Annotated in this window: 24 protein-coding genes and 2 tRNA genes; 17 read left to right on the plus strand and 9 right to left on the minus strand. The window is 57.1% G+C overall.

Annotated features, from left to right (window positions below; translation table 11 throughout):
• Positions 1-371: 371 nt before the first annotated feature.
• Both CHN51_RS09160 and recJ read right to left on the minus strand, forming a co-directional pair.
• Positions 372-446, minus strand: a tRNA-Glu gene (locus CHN51_RS09160).
• 191 nt (positions 447-637) lie between these two features.
• Positions 638-2,404, minus strand: a complete 1,767-nt coding sequence (gene recJ / locus CHN51_RS09165; RefSeq protein ID WP_100093744.1) for a single-stranded-DNA-specific exonuclease RecJ — start codon at positions 2,402-2,404, stop codon at positions 638-640.
• A 65-nt stretch (positions 2,405-2,469) separates the two neighbouring features.
• On the opposite strand from recJ, the gene CHN51_RS09170 reads away from it, so the two are divergent.
• The gene (locus tag CHN51_RS09170) at positions 2,470-2,961 is read left to right on the plus strand and encodes an NAD(P)H-dependent oxidoreductase (protein WP_100093745.1); all 492 of its coding nucleotides are present in this window, start codon (positions 2,470-2,472) and stop codon (positions 2,959-2,961) included.
• On the opposite strand, the gene CHN51_RS09175 is transcribed toward CHN51_RS09170, so the two are convergent.
• The 3 genes from CHN51_RS09175 to glpX are packed head-to-tail and all read right to left on the minus strand — an operon-like array spanning position 2,958 to position 5,757.
• Positions 2,958-3,548, minus strand: a complete 591-nt coding sequence (locus CHN51_RS09175; protein WP_100093746.1) for a uracil-DNA glycosylase family protein — start codon at positions 3,546-3,548, stop codon at positions 2,958-2,960. The genes CHN51_RS09170 and CHN51_RS09175 overlap by 4 nt on opposite strands.
• Complete coding sequence (locus CHN51_RS09180; protein ID WP_100093747.1) at positions 3,545-4,780, minus strand: alpha/beta hydrolase; 1,236 nt, start codon at positions 4,778-4,780, stop codon at positions 3,545-3,547. Before CHN51_RS09180 ends, CHN51_RS09175 begins: the two co-directional genes overlap by 4 nt.
• A 2-nt stretch (positions 4,781-4,782) precedes the next feature.
• Complete coding sequence (gene glpX, locus CHN51_RS09185; protein WP_100095509.1) at positions 4,783-5,757, minus strand: class II fructose-bisphosphatase; 975 nt, start codon at positions 5,755-5,757, stop codon at positions 4,783-4,785.
• 62 nt (positions 5,758-5,819) lie between these two features.
• Here glpX and CHN51_RS09190 point away from each other — a divergent pair, with 62 nt between their 5' ends.
• Complete coding sequence (locus CHN51_RS09190) at positions 5,820-6,293, plus strand: hypothetical protein (protein WP_100093748.1); 474 nt, start codon at positions 5,820-5,822, stop codon at positions 6,291-6,293.
• On the opposite strand, the gene CHN51_RS09195 is transcribed toward CHN51_RS09190, so the two are convergent.
• Together CHN51_RS09195 and CHN51_RS09200 are read right to left on the minus strand one after the other, a co-directional pair.
• Positions 6,294-7,592 (minus strand): homoserine dehydrogenase, encoded by a 1,299-nt coding sequence (locus CHN51_RS09195; protein WP_100093749.1) that lies wholly within the window; start codon positions 7,590-7,592, stop codon positions 6,294-6,296.
• 87 nt (positions 7,593-7,679) lie between these two features.
• Positions 7,680-8,516: a hypothetical protein gene (locus CHN51_RS09200; protein ID WP_240616930.1), complete on the minus strand. Its 837-nt coding sequence runs from the start codon at positions 8,514-8,516 to the stop codon at positions 7,680-7,682.
• 268 nt (positions 8,517-8,784) lie between these two features.
• Here CHN51_RS09200 and CHN51_RS09205 point away from each other — a divergent pair, with 268 nt between their 5' ends.
• The 5 genes from CHN51_RS09205 to CHN51_RS09225 all read left to right on the plus strand — a co-directional run bounded on the left by CHN51_RS09205 (position 8,785) and on the right by CHN51_RS09225 (position 12,186).
• Positions 8,785-9,441 carry an energy transducer TonB gene (locus CHN51_RS09205; RefSeq protein ID WP_100093750.1) on the plus strand — a complete coding sequence of 219 codons (657 nt, stop codon included), beginning with the start codon at positions 8,785-8,787 and terminating at the stop codon, positions 9,439-9,441.
• An 81-nt stretch (positions 9,442-9,522) separates the two neighbouring features.
• Positions 9,523-10,284, plus strand: a complete 762-nt coding sequence (locus CHN51_RS09210; protein WP_100093751.1) for a MotA/TolQ/ExbB proton channel family protein — start codon at positions 9,523-9,525, stop codon at positions 10,282-10,284.
• A 105-nt stretch (positions 10,285-10,389) separates the two neighbouring features.
• Positions 10,390-10,911, plus strand: coding sequence for a biopolymer transporter ExbD (locus CHN51_RS09215; protein ID WP_100093752.1), 522 nt, complete (start codon positions 10,390-10,392; stop codon positions 10,909-10,911).
• Between the two features lie 45 nt (positions 10,912-10,956).
• The gene (locus CHN51_RS09220) at positions 10,957-11,409 is read left to right on the plus strand and encodes a biopolymer transporter ExbD (RefSeq protein WP_100093753.1); all 453 of its coding nucleotides are present in this window, start codon (positions 10,957-10,959) and stop codon (positions 11,407-11,409) included.
• Between the two features lie 177 nt (positions 11,410-11,586).
• A complete protein-coding gene (locus tag CHN51_RS09225; RefSeq protein ID WP_100093754.1) occupies positions 11,587-12,186 on the plus strand; it encodes a hypothetical protein in 600 nt (199 codons plus the stop codon).
• Between the two features lie 45 nt (positions 12,187-12,231).
• Here the strand turns inward: CHN51_RS09225 and CHN51_RS09230 are convergent, their stop codons facing one another.
• Positions 12,232-14,046, minus strand: a complete 1,815-nt coding sequence (locus CHN51_RS09230) for an ABC transporter transmembrane domain-containing protein (protein WP_100093755.1) — start codon at positions 14,044-14,046, stop codon at positions 12,232-12,234.
• 258 nt (positions 14,047-14,304) lie between these two features.
• Here CHN51_RS09230 and CHN51_RS09235 point away from each other — a divergent pair, with 258 nt between their 5' ends.
• The 3 genes from CHN51_RS09235 to CHN51_RS09245 all read left to right on the plus strand — a co-directional run bounded on the left by CHN51_RS09235 (position 14,305) and on the right by CHN51_RS09245 (position 15,907).
• Complete coding sequence (locus CHN51_RS09235; RefSeq protein ID WP_100095513.1) at positions 14,305-14,853, plus strand: TspO/MBR family protein; 549 nt, start codon at positions 14,305-14,307, stop codon at positions 14,851-14,853.
• Positions 14,854-14,900: 47 nt separating this feature from the next.
• On the plus strand, positions 14,901-15,260 hold the full coding sequence (locus CHN51_RS09240) for an accessory factor UbiK family protein (RefSeq protein WP_100093756.1): 360 nt from the start codon (positions 14,901-14,903) through the stop codon (positions 15,258-15,260).
• Between the two features lie 140 nt (positions 15,261-15,400).
• Positions 15,401-15,907, plus strand: a complete 507-nt coding sequence (locus tag CHN51_RS09245; protein WP_100093757.1) for a YbjN domain-containing protein — start codon at positions 15,401-15,403, stop codon at positions 15,905-15,907.
• 15 nt (positions 15,908-15,922) lie between these two features.
• Here CHN51_RS09245 and CHN51_RS09250 read toward each other — a convergent pair whose 3' ends face one another.
• Positions 15,923-16,435: a MarR family transcriptional regulator gene (locus CHN51_RS09250; RefSeq protein ID WP_100093758.1), complete on the minus strand. Its 513-nt coding sequence runs from the start codon at positions 16,433-16,435 to the stop codon at positions 15,923-15,925.
• Between the two features lie 102 nt (positions 16,436-16,537).
• Between CHN51_RS09250 and CHN51_RS09255 the strand changes: the two genes are divergently transcribed.
• The 7 genes from CHN51_RS09255 to CHN51_RS09280 all read left to right on the plus strand — a co-directional run bounded on the left by CHN51_RS09255 (position 16,538) and on the right by CHN51_RS09280 (position 23,095).
• Complete coding sequence (locus CHN51_RS09255; RefSeq protein ID WP_100093759.1) at positions 16,538-17,641, plus strand: branched-chain amino acid aminotransferase; 1,104 nt, start codon at positions 16,538-16,540, stop codon at positions 17,639-17,641.
• A gap of 84 nt (positions 17,642-17,725) precedes the next feature.
• A tRNA-Gln gene (locus CHN51_RS09260) sits at positions 17,726-17,800 on the plus strand.
• Positions 17,801-18,482: 682 nt separating this feature from the next.
• Positions 18,483-19,238 (plus strand): helix-turn-helix transcriptional regulator, encoded by a 756-nt coding sequence (locus CHN51_RS09265; protein ID WP_100093760.1) that lies wholly within the window; start codon positions 18,483-18,485, stop codon positions 19,236-19,238.
• Entirely contained in the window at positions 19,239-21,485 is a 2,247-nt protein-coding gene (locus tag CHN51_RS09270) for an AAA family ATPase (protein ID WP_100093761.1), read from the plus strand.
• A 147-nt stretch (positions 21,486-21,632) separates the two neighbouring features.
• Complete coding sequence (locus tag CHN51_RS09275; protein WP_236553979.1) at positions 21,633-22,067, plus strand: type IIL restriction-modification enzyme MmeI; 435 nt, start codon at positions 21,633-21,635, stop codon at positions 22,065-22,067.
• Between the two features lie 81 nt (positions 22,068-22,148).
• A complete protein-coding gene (locus CHN51_RS20370; protein ID WP_324292271.1) occupies positions 22,149-22,334 on the plus strand; it encodes a type IIL restriction-modification enzyme MmeI in 186 nt (61 codons plus the stop codon).
• 185 nt (positions 22,335-22,519) lie between these two features.
• Positions 22,520-23,095 (plus strand): hypothetical protein, encoded by a 576-nt coding sequence (locus CHN51_RS09280; RefSeq protein ID WP_123906289.1) that lies wholly within the window; start codon positions 22,520-22,522, stop codon positions 23,093-23,095.
• The last annotated feature ends 520 nt before the right edge of the window (positions 23,096-23,615 follow it).

The following is a 23,615-nucleotide window of genomic DNA, read 5'->3' on the forward strand; positions in this document are numbered from 1 at the left end:
TAGAAAGAGCTTGAGGCGAAGCGGCTCTAAGCAGTTCAGCTGTCCCTATTCCCATTTTTCGCGAACGCGCCAGGCGATACGGCTTCCCATTGTCCGGCCGTTCGGCGGGCTATAGGCATCCGCGGAATCAGAAAATCCCGGAAATCAGGCAGCCTCCGCGCTGTCGCGATGATAATCAGAAGCTGCCGTTCCGGTGGTCACACCCGTCGAGAAAGGTTTCTCCACGCGCGCATATATTCGCTTGCCAGCAGGCATGACCGGAAATATCGCGCGGCCAACTTGCAAGAGGCTAACCAATTGGGACAAATTTTGACGAATCGGGAGTGCCGATCCACTCAATTTCCACAACCTTGGTTATCCGTGGAAATTGATGGTGACCCCTACGGGAATCGAACCCGTGTTTCAGCCGTGAAAGGGCCGCGTCCTAACCGCTAGACGAAGGGGCCATACCAATTGCTGGTCAGCGAGCCACGGCCATTAGGGGGGCGCTCGGCATAGGTCAACCCTCTTTTCGCCGGAAATTTCGGGCTATTTCCCGGTGCCGTGGCGGACCGCCCGTAACTCTTTGTCTTTAGGGCCGCCAGCAGTGCGGTCGATCCGGCCGGTGGCACCGCCCGTTCCCGCGCTCCTGACACGCTCAATCGGCCCAGGCGGCATCTTCCAGATGGATTTCCGCTGACGGGCGGCTGCCCCAGTCATCGATCTTGGCGCGGCCGGCTATCCACAATTTCCGTCCTCTCGGCGCGTTGAGCAGCGTCTGGCCAAGATCGCTCTCCGCCGCGCGAAAGGCGATGGTCTTGATCGACGCGCCGTCATCGCCGCCGACGATCATCCGGACATGGTCGGTTCCGACAATATCGCATTTGATGATTCGCACCGGGCCGGTGGCGATCCGCGGCGCGGGCCAGCCCATGCCATAGGGACCGGCTCCGTCCATCGCCTCGACCATCGTCGGATTGACGCCTTTGGGCGAGAGCACTGCGTCGAGCAGCAGCGCCTTGCCATCCTGTGCCTTGCCGACACTGTCGGCGAGCCGGTCGTTGAGAAATTCGGAAAAGGCGTCGACCTTGTCCGCCGCGACCGTGACGCCCGCCGCCATGGCGTGACCGCCACCGGCGATCAGCAAGCCGCTGTCCTTGGCCGCGATGATCGCAGCGCCCAGATCAACGCCCGAAACCGAACGGCCCGATCCCTTGCCGATGCCCTCTTCGTCCAGCGCGATGATGATCGCCGGCCGGTTCAGCTTCTCCTTGATCCGCCCGGCAACGATGCCGATGACGCCGGGATGCCAGCCCTTAGCCGAGAGCACCGCCACCGCCTGGTTCTGCTGGGCGGTGCACATGGCTTCGGCTTCCTCCAGTACATGGGCCTCGATCGCCCGGCGCTCCTGATTGAGATGGTCGAGCTCGGCGGCGATGCTCCGGGCTTCCTCCGGGTCCTGCGTGATCAGCAGACGGACGCCGAGATCGGATTTACCGACCCGTCCGCCGGCATTGATCCGGGGACCCAAAGCAAAGCCGAGATCCGAGCAGATCGGCGCGCGCTTCAGCCGGCTGGCGTCGATCAGCGCCGACAGACCGATATTCTGCCGTCCGGCCAGCACCTTGATGCCCTGCGCGACAAAGGCGCGGTTTAGGCCGCGCAGTTGCGCGACATCGGCGACCGTACCCAAAGCCACAATATCGAGCAGCTCGAGCAGTTTCGGTTCGGCCCGCCCCTTGAAAAAACCCTGGTTGCGCAACGTCCGGACCAGTGCCGCGCCGAGCAGAAAGGCCATGCCAACGGCGGCGAGATGGCCATGTTCCGCGCCGGCGTCGCTCTCGTCGAGCCGGTTGGGATTGACCAGAGCCAGCGCCTTGGGCAGCTCCACCGCGCATTTGTGATGGTCGACGACAATCACCTCGACACCGGCTTTGTGCGCCATGTCCAGTGCTTCAAAAGCCATTGCCCCGCAATCGACGGTAACCACCAGATTGCTGCCCTGCTCGCCGAGCTTCACCAAAGCCTCGCCCGACGGGCCATAGCCCTCCATCAGCCGGTCCGGGATATAATAGCCCGCTTCCAGCCCGAGGTCTCTCAACAGGCGTATGAGCAAGGCGGCGCTGGTCGCGCCATCGACGTCATAATCGCCGAATATCGTGACCTTTTCCTGATTCTTGATGGCGAGGGCCAGGCGGTCCGCCGCCACATCCATATCCTGAAAAACCGAGGGATCGGGCATGAAGCCGCGGATCGTCGGATCGCGGTTGACCGCGAGCGTTTCCCGGCTGGCGCCGCGCGCGAGCAGCAGCTGGGTGACCAGGTCATCGGGCTGGAAACCCGGATCGCGCGCGTCGGCGCTGGTGCTGCGCCAGCGCCAGCTCTGGCCGGACAGGGATTTTTCTACATTCAATACTGCACTCATGGCCGGTGCTATGCGTCAAAGCAGCGGCGCTGACAATCGGTCTGTTGCTTGCTAGGGAGAGAGGCATGAAAAAGCTTCTGATCGTCTATTACAGCTATACCGGCGGCACCGCGCAGATGGTCGAGGCCGCGGCCACGGCCGGGCAGGGTGAGGATGGCATCGAAATAGACGTCCTGCGCGCGGAAGACTGCCAGCCGGAGCATATGCTGTCCGCCGACGGCTATATTTTCGCGACGCCGGAAAATCTGGCGGCGATTGCCGGGGTGATGAAGGCTTTTTTCGATCGCTGCTATTATCCCCTGCTCGGCAAGATCGAAGGCCGCCCCTATGCCGCGATGATCTGCGCCGGATCGGATGGCGAGAATGCAAAGACACAGCTGGAACGCATCGCCACAGGCTGGCGGCTCAAGAAAGTCATCGACAGCCTGATCATCTGCACCCATGCGCAGACCGAAGAGCAGATATTGGCACCGAAAATGATTTCCGAAGCCGACCGCCAGCGATGTGCCGAAACGGGTGCGACGTTGTCAGCGGGCCTCGCCATGGGTATATTCTAGATCAGTTCGCGCACGCGATCCTGCAACACCGGTATCACATCTGTCTCGAACCAGGGATTGGCCTTGAACCAGCGGATATTGCGCGGGCTGGGATGGGGCAGGGGCAAGTGGTCCGGCCAGAATTCCTGCCAGCGTTTGACCGTTTCGGTGAGCGTGCGGGATTTGCGCTCTCCCAGATGCCAGTTCATCGCATATTGGCCAAGTACCAGCGTCAGCTTGATGTTCGGCAACGCCTCCAATAGCGGCTTGCGCCAGGCCGGCGCGCATTCCGCTCGTGGCGGCATGTCGCCGCCCTTGCCGGTGCCGGGAAAGCAGAATCCCATCGGCACGATCGCGAACAGGCGCGGGTCGTAAAATTGTGCCTCGGTCACGCCCAGCCAGTCGCGCAGCCGCTTGCCGCTGACATCGTCGAACGGACGGCCTTTCTCATGAGTCTTGCTGCCCGGCGCCTGCCCGACCAGCAGGATCCGCGCGCTGCTGTCCGCCTGCACCAATGGTTTGGGACCGAGCGGCAGGCCGGCGCAAATCGTGCAGGCGCGGATTTCGTCCAGCAGGCCGGCCAGCGCGTCGGGTGGTCGGCTCGTCATTCCTTGCGGCGGCAAATCGCCAGATGGTCGGGCTTCTCGTCCTTGGCAATCGGCGGCAGGACGAAGACATGGCCGAGATGGGTCGGATCCCGCCCGTCCGGTTTCCTCACGCCTTTGACGACAGCGGCGAAATCGCGGCAGGCTGGCGCGCTTTGCAGATAGTTGCTGTGGCCGGTGCGGCCCCGGCTGACGGCGGTCGTGTCGATGATGGTAAGCGCCGCCTTGTCGACCGCTTCGGCATATTTCGGATGCGCCGCATAGCAGCGCTCGGGCAGGCCGCGGGCTTCGAGTTCCGCTGCCTCGAACGGACTGAAGCAGCGCGGATAGCCCAGCCGGGGATAGCCGTGAATATCATCGGACAGCGACAGGGCGCGATCCTTGATCGATGCGTAAACGGTGATTCGCCTGTCGTTGCGCACCCGCCGGTCGGACAATATTTCCTCGGCAATATCGCGCTCGAAATCCTGGGTGTCGACGTCCGGCGAGACGAGGATGATATTCGAAATGACGCTCGAATCGCTGGTCGAAACATTGCGGTCGACATATTCCACCGAGGGCAGTACCAGCCGTGCGCCGAGCGAGTGGGAAATCAGCACGATTTCCTTTGTCGTCTCCAGCTGCGCCAGCTGCATCAGGAATTTGCGGAAATTGCGCTCGTCCCAGTACATGTTGGTTTCGTCCACCGGATATTTGAACAGGGCGCCCTGCGACGGCCAGCTATACTGGATAGCCGGACCGGTGAAACCGGTCAGCCGGACGATCTGGTCGGTGTCGCGCGAACTGGTGAAAAAAGTTTCCCGATAGCCGTGGACGTAGAGCAGCACGCGGCCGTCCGCTGCCTGCATCCTGGCGGCCAGATTGGCCCACCATTGTTGCGAATCGGAAAAGCCGAACGGGATGCTGCGGGTTGTCTTGCCGGGCTCCCGCTCGACCTCCTGCGGTCCGGCAAAGCGGCCATAGCGGACCTTGTCGCCGCGATGGTGCAGCAGGCGGATATTTTCGGTCAGGCAGTCGGGCAGCCGGCTGGTGACAAAGAAAAACGGCTTGTCACCAGCATCGGCCGCATCATCCGGCTTGGGATTGCACCGCTCCGGGGCGACATAGGCGGAATGGGCTATGTCCCCATATTCCACCGGCGTCACGCATCCGGCAATCAGCCAGGGCAAAGCAAGAATCGCCCATCTGGCCCTGGCCGCGATACGCTTCGGCGACGGCAGGCTCCCGATGGTCATTTTCAGTTTTCGCGATGCTCGCTCTTCACCCAGCGCACGGTGCCGGAGGAGGCGCGCATAACAACACTTTCCGTGGTCATCTTGCCGCCGCGCAATTTCTTGACGCCTTCCAGCAGCGAACCGTGGGTCACGCCGGTCGCGGCAAAGATCACATCGCCCTTGGCCAGTTCCTTCAGGTCATAGACCTTGTCGAGATCCTCGATGCCCCATTTATAGGCGCGCTGGCGCTCGTCGTCGTTGCGGAATAGCAGACGGCCCTTGAACTGGCCGCCGACGCAGCGCAGCGCGGCTGCCGCGAGCACGCCTTCGGGCGCTCCGCCGCTGCCCATATACATGTCGACAGTCGTGTCTTCGTCGGTCGTTGCGATCACGCCGGCAACATCACCGTCCGGGATCAGCATGATGCCGCATCCGATTTCGCGGAGTTCGGCGATGATTTTGTCGTGCCGCGGACGATCCAGAACGCAGACGATGATTTCGGCCGGTTCGACGCCCTTTTCCTTGGCAACGGCAGAGACATTCTCTGTCACCGACTTGTTGAGATCGATAATATCGGGCGAATAGCCGGGGCCGACCGCAAGCTTGTCCATATAGACGTCAGGCGCGTTCAGCAGATTGCCCTTTTCTGCAATGGCCAGAACGGCCAGCGCATTGGCGCCTGCCTTGGCGGTGATGGTCGTGCCTTCCAGAGGATCAAGCGCGATATCGATCGCAGGCGCTTCACCTTCGCAGCCGCGTCCGACCTTCTCGCCGATAAACAGCATCGGTGCCTCGTCGCGTTCGCCTTCGCCGATCACGACCGTGCCGCAGATATCCAGCTCGTTCAGCGCCGCGCGCATCGCTTCGACGGCAGCGGCATCGGCCGCTTTCTCGTCGCCGCGGCCAATCAGATTGGCGGCCGATATGGCGGCTGCTTCGGTAACGCGTACCATTTCCATGACCAGTACGCGGTCCAATATGTCGCTTGCTTGTGGCATATTATCGATCAGTCCTTCTATAAGGTGCAAATTTGGACTCTCGATAGGGGAGCGATATTGCAATGTCGAGACAGGTTATACTGATCCTTTTGCTGATATCGTCTGCTGCGCTGGCGCAGGACGAGATACCAGCGGAGCGGACCGCTGAAATTCTGGACAATGCCCGAAAACTGACAGCGGTCGATGCCGATGGCTGTCTTGTCTACCGTTCGAGCGACGAAATCGTTGTTTGCGGCACGCCCGAAATTGATCGCCTGCAACGGCTGCCCTTCCCGGAACTGGCCACGGTTGCAGGGCAAAGGATTCGCGAGCCGCTTCCGAAGGGCAATCCGGCGATCGTCCAGCAGGGGCGCTGTTATGTCACCATGGACGAACGCAATTGCTTCCAGGGCGTGTCGCTGCTGACCGTCGGGTCGGGCGGTGGCGTTGGAGGCGCTGCCGCGCGTCTGTGGCAGGTCGTCTCTCCGGACATTCCGGACGAGGATTATGTCCAGCAGGCGTTGATCAAGCCGTTGGTACCGGAAGCGGCCGACTGATCAGTCCTGATCGCTCAGCAAATGCATCACGACCGGTTCCGCCTGCAAGCTGGTCGAGCTCGAAAGCGCCGCGAGGCTCTCCGAGACATTCCGTTCGCGGCTGTCGTGGGTGACCATGGAGATCAGCACCGATCCCTCGTCGGTCTTGGCCGTCTGGATCAGGCTTTCGATCGACACATTGGCATCGCGCATGGCGGCGGTGATCTCGGCCAATACGCCCGGCTTGTCGGCCACGATGAAGCGGACATAGCTTTTGCCGATGCGGTTGCCGCTCTCGGCGCGCTCGCAGGGCTCCATCTTGCTGGCTGGTGCGGCAAAGACGGTCCCTGCATCGCCGCGCGCAATATCGATCAGATCAGCGACGACGGCGGAAGCGGTCGGCCCTTCGCCGGCACCGGCACCCTGGAACATCAGGCGACCGGAGAAATTGCCCTCGGCGACCACCGCGTTGGTGGAGCCTTCGATATGGGCCAGCGGATGGCTTTCGGGGACCAGATAGGGATTGACCCGCTGGAACAGTTTTCCGTCATCGATCCGGGCCATGCCGAGCAAGCGGATGCGATAGCCCAAAGCCTTGGCCTGACCGATGTCCGCCGCCATGATGTGCCGAATGCCGTCGATTTCCACGCCGTCAAAATCGAGTGCCTTGCCAAAGGACAAGGCCGCCAGGATGGCCAGTTTGTGGGCGGCATCGACGCCGTCGATGTCAAAGCTGGGATCGGCTTCGGCATAGCCGATTTCCTGCGCTTCCTTCAGAACATCGTCAAAGGCGTGCCCGTGTTTTTCCATCGCCGTGAGGATATAATTGCAGGTGCCATTAAGAATGCCATAGACGCGCTCGATCCGGTTGGCCGAGGCGCCATCGCGCAATCCCTTGATCACCGGGATCCCGCCGGCCACTGCGGCCTCATAGCGCAGCGAGAGATTCGAATTTTCCGCCGCCTGCGCCAGTTCCATGCCGTGATGGGCAATCATCGCCTTGTTGGCGGTGACGAACGACTTGCCCGCGGCCAGGCTCTTGCGGGCAAGATCCAGCGCCGTGCCGTCCGATCCGCCGATCAGTTCGACCACACAATCGACATCATTTTGCGACGCAAGATCTTCGGTTTTGTCGCACCATATATAGGGAGCCAGATCAACGCCGCGGTCGCGGTCGCGGTCGCGGGCAGAAACGGCGGTTACCACGATCGGACGACCGGCCCGTTGCGTGATCATGGCGCCATTTTCTTCAATGAGCCGGATGACGCCGGTGCCGACGGTACCCAGTCCGGCGAGCGCGATGCGTAGCGGAGCAGTCATGGTAATAAGCCTCTTTGCGATTCAGGTGAATTTGCTGGCGCCTTATTAGCGCCGCCTTGGGCGAATACCAGTATAAGTTGGGTCGGCTCAGGGCTGGCGGGATCTGGGGCAGTTGCCGAGATCGTCGAGCACCATCTGGTAATCGCTGCGGGCCTGCCGCGCATTGGCGGGTGAATCGCTGGCCAAAGCGCTGCCCGGCAACTGCCGTGGCAGGAAGCAGGCCAGCCGGTACCAGAGCAGGCTGTTCCTGACCGGCGCGCGCGCGGCTTCGTCGACAATCTCGCCCAGCGAGACGGCCCAGAATTTCTGCTGGCCCGCCCGTTTCAGAACGGTGATCGAGATCGGGGAGCCGTTTTCGGTTTCCATGAAGATCTGCGTTTCGCCCTCGCCGATGATGGTGCCGGGCACGTGAAAGGCGCTAGCAATTCTGGAGACCGCGGGGGGCGCGTCATAGGCAACCAGTTCGCGGACCAGCGAGCGGACGCGCTGCTCGCGGCTGGCCGTCCAGGCGATCTGGCCGTCCTTTGCGGTCAGTTGTACATTGTCGCCCCCGCCCGGTGCGCGGCGGCCGAATATGATGAAAGGCTTCTTCTTCACCTTTGGCGCCCGCCCGCGTTCATCCAGCGGCAAATCTATTACATAACGAATCGTTTCGCCGACGCCGCCATCGCCGCGAATCAGGGCGTTGGTCGATGCAATTATATAAAAACGCTGCGTGTTAGGCGGTGCATTTGGGGCCCTTTCGGGGTCGACTTTAATCGCTTTTTTAACCGTTACATGGGCGATGATGGATGCGTCCGAACTGAGGTCGGCGAGGTCGGCATATTGCAGTGTGTCACCATCGTCGAAAACCTGAGAAAAAGCTGGAACGCCCGTGATTTGAGAGAAAAATAGCGTGGCGGCGAATATCGTTAACAAGCGCATGATTTTCCCTGACTCAGCAATTTAAGGATGGCAGTTTTTAGCCCTCAATTTAGGTCTTTAACAGCTTAATCGACCCTGAACCAACAAAGCGATTGCCTGCGTGGAACTAGCACGTTAAAACAAATTTAAGATGGCTTTCAAGCGAACGAAAAGTTGTCATGGGGATAATAAGGGTCGCGATGGTTTCCAAAACCTCTCGGCCTTTGTCTGGAACTTCAGCAATGGAGTATACTACCTTGTGATGGGGAAAAAGGAGTTACATTTCTGAATGGCTTATGCTGACCAAGAGATGAGTTCGAACAAGATCATATCGATCGTTCTTGTCGTAATCATTCACCTGTTACTTGGCTATGCGCTGGTCACTGGGCTAGCCTATACTGCCGTCAAGAAGGTTGCGACGCAGCTGGATATGATTGACATTGATGAAGAAGAACCACCGGAAGAGCCGGACGAACCGCCTCCACCGCCGCCAGAGCAGCCGATTGAGCCGCCTCCCGTAGTGACACCACCGCCCATCGTGGCTCCTGTGGTTGCACCGCGGCCGGTCATCCGGACCGTTCCGACGGCACCGCCGCCACCGGCACCGGTTGTTGCGCCTCCGGCACCGCCACCAGCTCCACCGCCACCACAGCGGGCGGATCCCGAGCCGCGTGGTAATCCGGGGAACTGGGCCAATGCGAATGACTATCCTTCGCGGGCACTGCGTGAAGAACGTGAAGGGACTACGCGTTTCCGGCTGACCGTCGGTGCGAATGGTCGGGTAGCCAATTGTCAGATCACAGGTTCCAGCGGCCACGCTGATCTTGACGAAGCTGCCTGTAAAAACCTGACACGGCGTGCGCGTTTCAGACCTTCTCTGGACGCGAACGGCGATCCTACGACTGGTTATTACTCCAACGCCGTCCGTTGGCAGATACCGAAATAATGTAATTGGGGAGGGCATCGAGAGCTGCCCTTCCTGCAACAGTTTTTTTTGCAATTAGTTTATCCTGAGGGGAATGTTAAAATGTTGATTGAAATTCTGGCCGCTGCACCGGTAGCACCACAAAACGCTTTCGGTTTTTGGGAAGCAATGGAACAGGGTGGTGTTATCGCCTGGTCTGTTCTGGCAATTCTGACGATCATGTCTGTTTCTTCTTTCTACATCCTGTTTTCGAAATTGTTCGAACAGAATAAGGTCATGAAGCAGGGCGCCGCGATGCGTTCGACTTTCTGGCGCGCCGGCAGCCTCAAGGAAGGCGCTGCCAAGCTCGACAAGAATTCCGCCTACCGTCAGATCGTCGACGACGCGATCAAGGCCGATGCCGACCACGCCAAGCTGACCGACCCGGTTGAAGCGCATGACTGGCTGCACGGATCGATCGAACGGTCGCAGGATCTGATCAAGTCCAAGCTCGCCACCGGCCTGCCATGGTTGGCAACCGTTGGTGCAACATCGCCGTTCATCGGTCTGTTCGGTACGGTTATCGGCATCTATCGCGCCCTGATCAAAATCGGCATCGCCGGCCAGGCTTCGATCGACGCCGTTGCTGGCCCGGTTGGTGAAGCACTGATCATGACCGCACTGGGTCTTGGTGTGGCTGTTCCTGCCGTTCTGGCGTACAACTGGCTGCAGGGACGCAACAAGCGTATCTCCGAACAGCTGGCTGCATTCTCCAATGACGTTCTCGGCTATATGGCTTCGGACGGCGGCGTTAAACCAGTTGCCAAAGCTGCTCCAGCTGCCAAGACTGCTGCGAAACCAGCTGCACCTGCTGCAAAGAAATAAGCCGGAGGCCGGGTTGCTCGCCATATTGGCGCAGCAGCCCGGCCGACGCACGACAAGGAGGCTTTCGCTTCCTTCAGATGTTTAGTTTTGAGAGGATAAAATCCTATGGCGATGAATGTTGGGGGCGGTAGCGGCGAGGAAACTCCTCTATCCGATATTAATACTACCCCGCTCGTGGACGTTATGCTGGTGCTGCTGATCATTTTTCTGATCGCTGTTCCCGTGGTTATCCAGACCGTAGAACTCGAACTTCCGGTACTTCCTTTCGAAGTCACCACGACGAAGAAAGAGAATGTGCTGCTGTCGATCACCACGACGGATGCCGCTGGACGCGATCCGGGCGAAGAGGGATATTCAGGCGCCACGCCGGGTGGAAACTGCCGCGTATATTGGGGCACCAGTCCGGTTGATTCCAACGAGCTGGTCCGCAAGGCGGTGAAGCAGCTGGAAGACCAGATTGAATCCTTTGGCGGCGTCGAGAATATGACACCGGAAGATATGCCGGAAGTTCACATCCGCGGCGACATCAACACGCCCTACAAGTGCATCGGCGGCGCTATCTATTCCATGCAGCGCGCCGGCTTCGCGAAAGTAGGCTTTATTTCCACACCGATCGCTGTCGAATAAGTTCGGCCGGCAGCCAGTAATATTTAAGGTTAAGGAGACTCCCGAATGGCAATGAGTGGCGGAAAAGATGATGGCGAGCCAATGATGGAGATGAACACGACGCCGCTCATCGACGTCTTGTTGGTTCTTCTCATCATGTTCATCATTACAATCCCGGTGCAAACGCACGCGGTCAAAATCGATCTGCCGGTTGCAGATGATAGCCCGCAGGACCAACCGATCATCGATCCGGTCAAAAATCGCCTGGGGATTACGGCGACAAACCAGATCATCTGGAATGACAGTCCGGTTTCACTGAACCAGGTGCGGCAATATCTCGCCCAGACCAAATCGATGGTTCCGGAGCCGGAATTGCAGTTCCAGCCCGATCCGCTGAGCGCCTATCTGTTCACTGACAGCACGCTGGCAGTGATCAAGGAAAGCGGCGTCTCCAAATTCGGTTTTGTCGGCAACGAGCAATATGGCAGCTTCAACAAAGCGAGCCGTCCGCCGAACTAGGTTCGACGCAATGCATTTACAGGGGTCGCGGTAGCAATATCGCGGCCCTTTTTTATGGTGCGGACCCGACTCCAGCCAGGCTTTCGTTCTGCCGGAAAAGGGGGCGTGGAAATTGCAACTCGCCAGGCATTTGCGCGCAGCATATAACCCATGCAGCCGTAGCGGGGAGGACCAGCGATGACAAAGACCATATCAGCGAAAATAGACTTGGTCCTGCTCTGGATAATCGGCGTGATTCTGGCTTATTCTGCCATCATCTTCGCATCCGCCTATTTGTCCGGAGCGGATATGGGCGCATGGGTCTGGGATCGGCATCAGAATCTCTTTTCCTGGTATTCGCGGCCCTTGTTCATCGTCCCCGCTGCTTATTATGCCTATCGCCGGAAAGTCTGGCATGTGCTCGGCTTCATGTTGCTGCTCGCGACCAGTTTGTTCTGGTTTGCCGCTCCTGAGGCGACTGATCCGGCGATCCGGGAATATCTGCAATGGGAGGCAGACCTCTTTTTCTCGAACGAAAGCAAGTTGCCGCTCCTCGGGTTGATCGTCGCGGTCCTGATATTTCTGTTCTTGCTGTATTACGCCTTCTGGCAGCGCAATCCCTGGCTTGGTCTGCTGGTGATCAACGCCGGAACCGTGCTGAAAGTCATCGTCAGCCTGGCATTCGGGGAAGGGACGGGCGCAGCCGCCGTCCTCCCGTCGCTGTCCAGCCTGCTGGTGATTAATCTGTTCGCCTATCTTCTCTGGCGCCGTCTCCGAAAGTCGCGGCCGACGGATTAAGCACGGCAGGCCCCATCAGCACTGCCGCCATAGCGGCGAAACGGATCAGGACGTGATTGCGGATCGGCTCGTTTCCGCGCTGCTGAATTGCAGGTCGGCAAGCCGGGCATAGAGGCCATTTTTCGCGATCAGGCTGTCGTGGTCGCCCTGCTCGACGATCTTGCCCTCGTCCATCACGATGATGCGATCCGCCGACCGGACAGTTGCGAGACGGTGGGCGATGACGATCGTGGTGCGGTCCTGCATCAAATGGTCGAGCGCATCCTGCACCAGCTTTTCGCTTTCGGCATCGAGGGCGGATGTGGCCTCATCGAGCAGCAATATCGGCGTGTTGCGGAGCAGGGCGCGGGCAATGGAGATGCGCTGCCGCTGGCCGCCGGACAGCCGCGTGCCCGCTTCGCCCATGAAACTGTCCAGACCCTCGGGCAGGGCGCGCAGAAATTTCTCGGCATTGGCGACCCGTGCCGCCTCCCAGATTTCCTCGTCGGTCGCTTCCCATTTGCCGTAGCGCAAATTGTCGCGGGCCGATGCGGCAAACAGAACCGTTTCCTGCGGCACCAGCGCCATCCGCTGCCTGATCTCCGCCGGATCGGCCGAGGGCAGGGCAACGCCGTCGATGCGAACGGATCCACTTTGCGGATCATAAAAACGCTGGGCCAGCTGGAACAGGGTGGACTTGCCGGCACCGGACGGTCCAACCACGGCCACGGTCTCGCCGGGCGTCACGGTCAGGGAGAAATTGCTGAGCGCCAGCGTGTCCGGCCGCGTGGGATAGGCAAAGGTGACATTGTCGAACGCGATCTGGCCGCGCGATGGCACGGGCAGGGCAATCGGATTTTCCGGCGCGGCAATACCCGGTTTCTCGGACAGCAGTTCGGCGAGCCGGCCCGCCGCACCGGCCCCGCGCAGCAGATCGCCATAGACCTCGGTCAGGGCGCCAAAGGCACCCGCAACGAGGCCGCCGGTAATCACGAAGGCAGCAATGGTGCCGCCGGAAATACTTCCTTCCGCCACACCGATGGCGCCACGCCACATCAACATGGTGATACCGGTGAAGATCAGGCCGATCACGATCGCGGTCATTGCCGCGCGCAGGCGGATCCGGCTCTTGGCCGTATCGAATGTGGACTCCACCGCGCCGCTGAACCGTTGGTGCTCGCGCTTTTCCTGCCCGAAGGCCTGGACGATTTTCATGGCGCCGAGAACTTCCGAAATCATCGCGCCGACGTCCGCTACCCGGTCCTGACTGGAGCGCGAGACATTGGTCAGCTTGCGGCCAATGAATACGATCGGCAATATGATTACCGGAATGGCGATCAGCAGACCGGCGGTGAGAGCAGGGGCGAGCGTGAAGAGATAGACAATCCCGCCGATGCCGATGACAATATTGCGAAGCGCGACCGACACGGTGGTCCCCACCACCTGTTCGATAATCGCTGTATCGGAGGTCATCCGCGAGGCAATTTCCGATGGGCGGTTCTCTTCAAAAAAGCCCGGTGCCAGGCGCAGCAGATTGGCCTGTACCGCAAGCCGCAGATCAGCGACGACCCGTTCGCCGAGCCAGCTGACAAAATAGAAACGAAAGGCCGTGGCTACGGCCAGAACAGCAACTATGCCCAACAGGCCCTGAAAATAGGGGGCAATGTCTCCGTTGCCGGCCATGAAGCCCTTGTCGATGATGGTCTTGAAGCCGGCGGGAATGGCCAGCGTGGCCATAGCCGACACGAAAAGGGCCAGCAGCGCAAAGGCAATCTGCTTGGGATAAGCAATGGCGCGATCGAACACCATCCGCAGATTTCCGATTTTCTTGAGCGGTGCGGGAGGGGTGTCTTTTTCGACGGAATTGGTTTTATCGTTCATGAGAAAGCGCCTAGCAGTCCGTCCTATTTCTAACAATCAAAGCTTTGCTCCGCTGTTACCCGGAACCGCCCGTACAGGGAAGATGGCGATGATAGTCGATAATACCAAGAGCGGGGCCGGCAATAAGCCCGATTGGCAGTCCCGCTATTGGGGCGGCTTAACGCTGGTCAAATGTCAGGAAATTGTTAGAACAAAAGGGCTTCGGGCGGAAAGCGGCCCGGACGATTCGTGAAATTTTCGATCAAGGATGATGCGCGCATGAATCAGATTGCTTCAAAAGGCCAATTACGGATGTCTTTGCTGCGCTGGATATTGTTTGTCGTGCCGATCACCGTGCTCCTGGGTTTTACCTTCAGCCAGTTTGCCAATTCGGGTGAGGAAAATCGCTGGTTCCAGGCCCTGACCAAGCCGGATGCACAACCGCCCGGACCGGTATTCGGTGCCGCCTGGGCCCTGCTCTACGCGATGATGGGAACCGCCTTTGCGATGGTGCTGCATGCCCGCGGCGCGCCTCTGCGCGGACCGGCCATCATCCTGTATCTTCTGCAATATGCGCTCAACCTGTTCTGGCCGGTGCTGTTTTTCGGCATGCATCAGGTCGGTGCCGCCTTTTGGCTGCTGGTCATCATCTTCCTGCTGGCCTTGGGCACAACGCTTGTCTTTGGCCGCGTCCGCAAGGCTGCGGCCTGGCTGATGGTGCCCTATCTGGCATGGCTTTGTTTCGCCGCCGTGCTCAACAAGCAGATCGAATGGTTGAATCCCGGTGCGGAAACCCTTGTGGTTCCGGCCGCGAGAACCCAGATATAGAGAATATTTTTATCGGGCCGGAACCGGCCCTGACGGAGTGTAATGACATGCAGAGCCAGAACCGCTTTTTCGATGATATTTCCAAGGTCCTGAACGGGCTTGCCGGAACCGTGGCGGGCGTTGGCCGCGAAGCGGAATCCAGCGCCAGAGAACGGGCCAAGGAATGGTTTGGCGGGATGGACTTTGTCTCGCGCGACGAATTCGAAGCGGTCAAGGAAATGGCGGCCAAGGCCCGCGCCGAGGCCGATGCATTGAAGAAACGTCTCGATGCGCTGGAAAAGGGCGCCGGGGCACCGGCCCGGAAACCGGCGGCGAAACGCGCGGCCACCCGCAAGCCGGCGGCCAGCAAGCCTGCCGCCGCCAAAGCGCCTGCCCGCAAGCCAGCGGCTCCCAAAGCGGGCGACTGAAGCCCGGCTGATCCGCATCGCATCGCGGTTCATTATCCACAGCGTTCCCACAAACAATGTGACGACGCGCGTCTGCTTGCCTTGCCCTGATCCGGCGAGTGGGCCACTAGGCTTGTATCTGCAAAGGATCTGGAACCGCGATGCTTGACGACCAATGGGAAGAGCTTGATCAGGATGAAGCACCGCCCGTCGACATGCTGTCGGCCTTTTTCGAGGCGCGCGGCTGGGCGGTGGAGCATGTCGGCGACGACGAACTGTCGGTCGAGATAAAGGGCAACTGGACCAGCTACCAGATGCGCGCGATCTGGCGGAACGAGGATCATGTCCTGCAAATTCTGCTGCTACCGGAAATCCGGGTGCCGGAAGAGAAGACCAGCGTCATTTACGAGACGCTAGGCCTGATCAACGAGCAGCTCTGGCTCGGCCACTTCGACCTTTGGTCGAACAATAATATATTGCTGTTCCGCCACGCGACCCTGCTCGGGGGCAGCGGTCTGCTCGGGCTCGACCAGGCGCAGACAATTGTCGATCTGGCGATCGAGGAATGGGAACGTTTCTATCCGGTCTTCCAGTTTGTCCTGTGGAGTGACAAGAGCCCGCAGGATGCGATCAAGCACGCAATGGTCGATACGGTCGGCGAAGCCTGAACCGCCAGGCCGGTTTCAGCCATTGTCTCCGCGCAGGTCGAACACCATCTTGCGGTCCGTTTCGGGAATCAGACCCTCAAGAACATGCCAGAAACCGGTCACCGATTCCTGTCCGGCAGACACATAGGCGGATGAGAGCTTCTCGCGCAATTGCCGGAACAATTCGGCCTCCAGTGCGGCGCCCTTGTCGGTCAGGCGCAGCAATTTCTGGCGCCGGTCGATGATGCCCGGAGAGGTCAATATGAAGCCCCGGTCCTGCAATTCCTTCAGCACCCGGCCCAGCGACTGTTTTGTGATTGCGAGCAGTTTCAGCAGCTCGCCGACGGTCAGATCGGGTTGCCGGGCAATGAAGTAGAGTGCCCGGTGATGCGCCCGGCCCAGTCCCTGTTTCCCAAGCTCCTGGTCGATCGCGTTGGTCAGTCGGGTATAGCCGAAATAAAGCAGCTCGACACCGCGCCGAACCTCGTCCTCGCGCAGGAAAAGCGGCGAGGCTCCGGGAGATATGGCGGGGCGAGATACGTCAGTCATGTTGACGTATCTTGACAGGCTGATTAGGGGATTGCAAGGCAATTGAAACATGCTTCCAATTCTTCCAATGGTCGGCATGAACAACAGCGAAAGCGGCAGTATATGGCAGATACATCCAGCCTCGAATTTCATCTCGAGCCCAGCGCGAGCCCCCTGCACGCCAGCGAGCGGGCGAAGCTTCTGGAGAACCCGGGTTTTGGTACCCTGTTCACCGATCATATGGCGATGATCCGCTATACCGAAGCCGAAGGCTGGCATGATGCGCGGATTACAAAGCGCGAGCCGATCCTGATGGATCCCGCCTCCTCGGTGCTGCATTATGCCCAGGAAATTTTCGAAGGCATGAAGGCCTATCGCCTTGCCGATGGCGCGACGGCGCTGTTCCGTCCCGAGGAAAATGCCAGGCGCTTCCAGGCGTCGGCCCGGCGGATGGCGATGCCCGAACTGCCGGAAAAACTGTTTCTCGATTCGGTCGAGGCGCTGGTCGATATCGACCGCGAATGGTTCCCCTCGGTCGAGGGCGGCTCGATGTATCTGCGCCCGTTCATGTTCGCCAGCGAAGTGTTTCTCGGCGTGCGCCCAGCGAAGGAATATCTCTATCTGGTAATCGCGTCGCCGGCCGGCGGCTATTTCAAGAGCGGCGCGTCGGCGATCAGCATCTGGGTGTCCGAACAATATAGCCGCGCCGCGCCCGGCGGCACAGGCGCGGCCAAATGCGGCGGCAATTATGCCGCCAGCCTGGTCGCCCAGGCCGAAGCCATCGAGAAACAGTGCGACCAGGTCGTGTTCCTCGATGCCGCCGAGCATAAATGGGTCGAGGAACTGGGCGGCATGAATCTTTTCTTCGTGATGGACGACGGCCGGCTGGTTACCCCGCCGCTTGGCGGAACCATCCTGCCCGGCATTACCCGGGATTCGATCATCACCCTGGCCCGCGAAGAAGGGCTGACCGTGGTCGAAGAGCCTTATGCGATGGACCAGTGGGAAGCCGATGCGGCCAGCGGCAAGCTTGTTGAAACCTTCGCCTGCGGTACCGCGGCGGTCGTGACAGCGGTCGGCACCGTCAAGTCCACCGAGGGGGAATTCACCATCGGCAGCGGCGGTCCGGGTCAGCTGACCGAAAAATTGCGCCGGCGGCTTGTCGACATCCAGCGCGGCGTTGCCCCCGATCCGCATGGCTGGGTCAAAAGATTGTTCGAGGCTTAGGCATAACTGCCTCTTGCCCCGTGGGGGCAAACTGGATAATAGGCCCGTTCACCAGCGCGGCCCGATAACAAGGGCCGGCAATATTGGGGTGTCGCCAAGTGGTAAGGCAGCGGCTTTTGATGCCGCCATGCGCAGGTTCGAATCCTGCCACCCCAACCAACTTTTGTTTAACAGCTAAGCGCCTGAAAAACCTTTGGTTTCTCTGCGAGTCAAAACCCCGTGGCACCCTGCCGTGGCACCCTCTCGTGGCTCTGATTTTGCACCATGACTCGCGCGCCGTTTCGAATCAAGTCGGCAACCGCGATTTTGCGTTTTTCCACTGATTTATCCACATAATTTATGGGACATACTGCAAAGGCCTAGTCGTGCTCCGCAAGGTGGCGAATGGAGCCCTTCGCAGGTTCGGACCGTGATAAGGAAATTTGAAAAATAATTTACTGGTCAATAGCCGGCCAAGCGCTGAGAGTAGAACAGCTCACCATGGATTTGGTTTGGATGATGTCTAATTTGGATATCAAATAAGTTTCGAGTTTTTCATATTATAATCATATAATTCAGCTCGGTTATAGGTTGGGAAAAGATCAAAATTTGGCAGTCGGTGGAATGACTGTTCGAGATTGCGCGATTAATCAACAATTGCCGTTAGAGTGAAGTTGCTGCCACCTGATAAAACCCATCATGTTTCGACCGTCAGAACGCATGTCGTTCAGGAGGTCACAAACACATGGTGGTCACCGATCAAGCCGTTGCCGGTTACATGCCGGTCTTTGCCGATGGTATGCCGACTATACACCCAAATAGCTTGCTATTGCGCTTTTAGACGAACTAAAAGGAAATGTGCATGAAACAAGTTACACCAAATGGTCATCTTATTAAAGAGTTGCGCTCCAACTTGGAGAAGAACTCGACACAAAAAGAACTGTCATACGCAATTTGCATCAGTGAGCGGAAGTTGCGTCAAATTGAAAATGAAAACGCACCGATATCAGTAAAAACGCTCGATCGATTGGCGAAAGAGCTGGGTGTAAGGCGCGAACAGATTTCGATGAGCCAACCCGTTACAAACATTCTACCAGCTTCCGAGCACAATATATTTGAGGCCGTCCTTAACGACTTTCGTAAAGAGAAGCTTGTCCCTCGTTTCGATTACGACCTTGCAACCGTGACAATGGATGAGGGTTTGCTAATCAAGTCGGCGAACCAATCCAACGACTTCGTCTGTGAAATCATGGTTCCACTCACCGATATGACGGCTCAATACGCCGAGGATTTGATTGCGGCCCTCACTTCATTGACTTGGAGTGAGCGCAGCATCTTGGATACGATAACGTCCACAGAGGAAATCATCCTGCGTCGCCGTGTAAAGCAGCTCATGGTGCTATTGCGTGGCAACGATATCTGGATTTATCACACGACCCTTTTCCGCAGATTGCCAGAGCGCCACACCCTTCCGCCGGAAAACGAGCCAAGTGAGTTATCGTCGCGGTTCATTGTTGCACTCGCGGCCCCAGGAGAATACGGCGAGACTAGCATCGAGGTGCAAGTCGATCACGGCCAGCCTTTCATCATTCCGGCGTTAGACGGGAAGGTAAGTTAGATGCTAAAATCCATCAAAAAAATCACGAAGCTCGGTATTTTTGATAGCTTCATCGCTGCGAACGATCTTCCCGATTTTGCGCGTTACAATTGTATTTACGGCGACAATGCTTCGGGGAAAACTACGCTGACACGGCTACTGGGAGCCCTGAATCAAGCCCACCACCCCGATTATCCGGAACTAACATACGAGATCAAGGTCGAGACGGGAAAACTTAATCAAGGGACTGCATACAACCGCAAGATCCGCGTCTTCAATGCCGATTTCATTGAAGCAAACATCGGTCAGTTTAAAGGCCCACTCCGGCCCATTCTGATAGTAGGAGAGGAAAACAAGGTTCTGGCGGAGGAAGCCTTAGCTGAACAAGCGATATTTGATGCGCGCCAACTGAAAATCAAGGAATTCAAAGAAACTATCCAAAGGGATGAAGTTTCCAAAGGAAAACTATTTTCCGAGGTCGCAAAAACAATTAGTGAGGCCACGAGCGGAACAGCATTGCGGAACTATCGTAAGCAAAATTCAGAAAAGGCATTTGATAAAATTACAGAGCCAATAACGCTGTCAAAGAGAGAGCTGGAGCTTCATCGCACGAGCGTCCGTCAAGAACAACAGGACTTGATCAAACCCTTTAGGCAACCAGTGGTTGCATTACTCTCTGATAATAGTGCCCGGCCTTTATCGGAATGGGTAGAGATTGCCGTCGAGCAGACACGATCCCTTACGATGCGCTCCGCGCAAGGCAGCGCTCTTGCGCGTTTGAGTGAACAGCCCGCTATCGCTAAATGGGTGGAAGAAGGCTTGTCTATCCACCGCGAGCATGCGTCGACTTCGTGCGAGTTCTGCTCACAGCAGCTTCCACCGGATCGTTTAAGCCAGCTTGCAAAGCATTTCGGAGTCGAGGACCAGCGACTAAAAGCCGATGTAATGGCGATACGTGCTCTTACCGGACATATTCTGCGCGCCATCGATGACATGAACCCCCCGCCAAAACCGGCGTTTTATTCGGAACTTCGCGATCAAGTAGATAGTGCCGCTGCAATGTTTGAGGCTGCTGCAAACGAAGCTCGCGCACAGCTTATTCAATTGACGAACATTTTGGTTGAGAAGCTAGATCGTCGCGCTGTCTCTTACGAGGTCGATATTTGTATAGATTGCTCGAAATTATTCACCGCGATCGATGCGTTATGCTCCCTTGTTGACCAAAACAACGCCAAGACCAACGCCTTCGCCGAAACCTTGGCTGCGGCACGTGAGCGCATCGAAGCACATTATATCTCAAGCATAAAAGTGCCAGTGAAGGATCTGCAAGACAAGATCGATATCGTGACAAATGAGATCACGAAGCTAGTCGATGGTTCAATAGGCTTTGCCGATCCCCGAAGTCTGAGCGACCTCAAAGACTCATTCGAAGAAAAGCGCGCTAAGGTTTCTAGTTCTCACGCAGCAAGCGCCGAGCTGACCAGCAATGTCCGCACATTCTTGGGCCGCAGTGACCTTAAGTTCGAGTCCGATGTTGAAGGTTACCGGGTCGAGCGCAGCGGCAAGCCCGCTAAACGATTGAGCGAGGGAGAAAAAACTGCAATCGCGTTCGTGTATTTTCTTGTGCAACTCGGCGATCAGGATTTCAACTTGAGCGAAGGCGTCGTGGTAATAGACGATCCAATTTCCAGTCTGGACGCATCGGCCATCTATCAGGCATTTTCGTTCCTGAAAAACGGCGTAAAGAATGCCAAACAAGTATTCATTCTCACTCATAACTTTGAGTTTCTTCGGCTACTGCTGAATTGGCACAATCAAAACAAAAAGGCTGCTCGGCACTATATGATCCGTTGCAACGATAACACCGACGCCCGCAACGCGATTATCATCCCGCTCGACCCTCTGCTTCGCGACTATTCTACTGAGTATCACTACTTATTTAAGCAGTTATACAGCTACACGTGCGATGGCACTATCGCTAATGCATACCATCTGCCCAATATCGCTCGCAAAGTGCTAGAGACGTTTCTCGAATTCTACACACCCTCCTCAAAAAGCTCGTATCGGAAGCTTGAGGGGGTGCATTTTGATGAACACAAAAAAACAGCAATTTACAAGTTTGTGAACGACCAGTCCCACCCAACCGGGAAAAGCTTCGACCCTTCTCTTGTAGCGGAAACCAAAAAGAATATTAGCTTTTTGTTAGAGATGATAGATACGTTGGCGCCCGTTCACTATCAGGGACTCAAGGCCCTGTGCACAACTTGATATCCTCAAATTCGCACGATGACATTTTGCATTCGCCCGAAATAAAACTGTTGTTTTCGATAATCACGACCCAGCAACGTATGAATAATTGAATGCTCTAGCCGTTCTTTCTTGCCAGCCGTTGCCGTTCCAAGTTAGCGCTGCAATATGAATGCAGTTGAAATCGAACAAGCCATATCGGAATTGGCCGAACAGCCCTTTGATGCTGCTGAATTTTCCTATCAATTTCTGGCTGCGTTCGGGAATAAAGCCACCACGATCAAGCAGCTGAAAAGCGGTAACAGCGACCAGAGCAATATGGATGGCGCGGTCTTACAGCGCAATCATATCCATATTGCAACTTGCGACACAGGCACGGTCGACGGCACGCTGAAAGCCCTGCGGGAAAGCCCGAAGACGCAATCTGCCAAGGCCAAATTCATTCTCGCCACAGATGGCGAGACTTTGCATGCCGAGGACTTGACCGGTGGCGAAACCGTGGACTGCGACTATGTTGATTTCCCGAACCATTTCGGCTTTTTCCTGCCGCTCGCGGGTATCACTACGGTCAAGCAGATCCGCGAAAGTTCCTTCGACATTTGAGCGACCAGCCGGCTCAATCGGCTGTATTTGACGCTGCTACAAGACAATCCAAATTGGGCCACCGCCGAGCGGCGCGTCAATATGAATCATTTCATGGCGCGGCTGATCTTCTGCTTTTTTGCCGAGGATATCCAAAAGGCGGCATTCGTGGATTTGGCAATGGCCGAGATGGTCTATCCATCGGCTAGTCGACATCCGTTAACTTGGATTCGATGTTGGCCCAGAGAATGCGGGGCAACTAGCATTTTTGGCTCGAGGCGAGGGTAGGGGGTTAGGGCCTGCTATCGGGTCAGACGTAAGATGCGGGGCAGCACAGCATCGGGATAGGTAATTCAGAAGAGAGTAATTCTTTCAGAACAGCAGAAAATTTGAATCATGAAGTTGAAAGGAAAAATTCCAGCTTCGTGGTTCGAAACCACTCAGCGCGGCAAAGCCGCAAAGGAAAGAATCTTATGAACTATACCATTCCAGTTAACCCATCCGACTACCAATGCGGTGTAAATGATATCTTGCTCGCAGTTGAAAACGAATTCTGTGCCTCCATTGCTACGCCATGCCCGGGGTTGAATACACTGGTTATGGGAGGCAGCAGACTGACCAAAGAAGCGGAATTCGACATTGCCGAATACTCTTTTGAACAGGACTGGAACATAATCTATGTCGCTATAGATAAGTCAAAATACAATTCCAAGCATCGGCTGGACGACATGAAAATCAGCTTTTTCGACGCAAGCGGATGGGGCGAAGCCACAGTGTATGATGACTGCAGAATTTGGAAAGAAGGAGCCTTGGCCCGTCTCGTGCTTCAAACTAGCGAACCGCTTGAGATGAATGTAAGAATAAACGGAGATGTCGAAATACGCGATGGCGAATGTTCCTACCACGAGCACGGGTTCGACCTCGCCCGCAAGGATCTAGGAAAGCGAACGACGCGGAAGCAGTTGTCGGTCCCGGTCATCGGCACGATCGGAGATGCCAATGTAATTTTTGATATACAGACCTTGCCTAAAGCCTGGGTCACCGATTGATCGGTTAAAACCGAAGCGGCAATCACAATAGTTCGCAAGACGCGAACACCTACAAATCAATACCCGAGTAATGAAAGGGTTATTGAATTAGGGGGTAGAGGGGAAAAGCGGAGGCCGAGCCCGGCCCCGTGGCTTCGCCATAACTGGGAGACAATTAAGAAACTGTAAAGAGCATGCAAGATAATTGCTGACAAGCTGCTCAGCAGCCACTGGGGGACGCAGAAAAAGGTCTGCGTCCCCCAGAGCGCCTGAGAGGCGCCTTTGTCCGCTTACGGCGGACGTGCCCGAAGTTCTATATATCGGGATTTTCCACTCTCCTCTTCATAATCATTTATTGGCTTAGGCATCGTGATCGACTGCAAGTCGTTTATAAATTTTACTATTTTCATTTTTCAGGACTCCATATGCCGACGCATGCGGCTATATTCTTTTTTCCCTTCAACCCGGGAATTTCAAATTTCCCGTTCTTCAATCAGTTCTTTTTGAAACTGCCGCTATCGCGCCGCAGAAAAGCGGACCT

The organism is Sphingorhabdus sp. YGSMI21, from assembly GCF_002776575.1.
Lineage (GTDB): Bacteria > Pseudomonadota > Alphaproteobacteria > Sphingomonadales > Sphingomonadaceae > Parasphingorhabdus.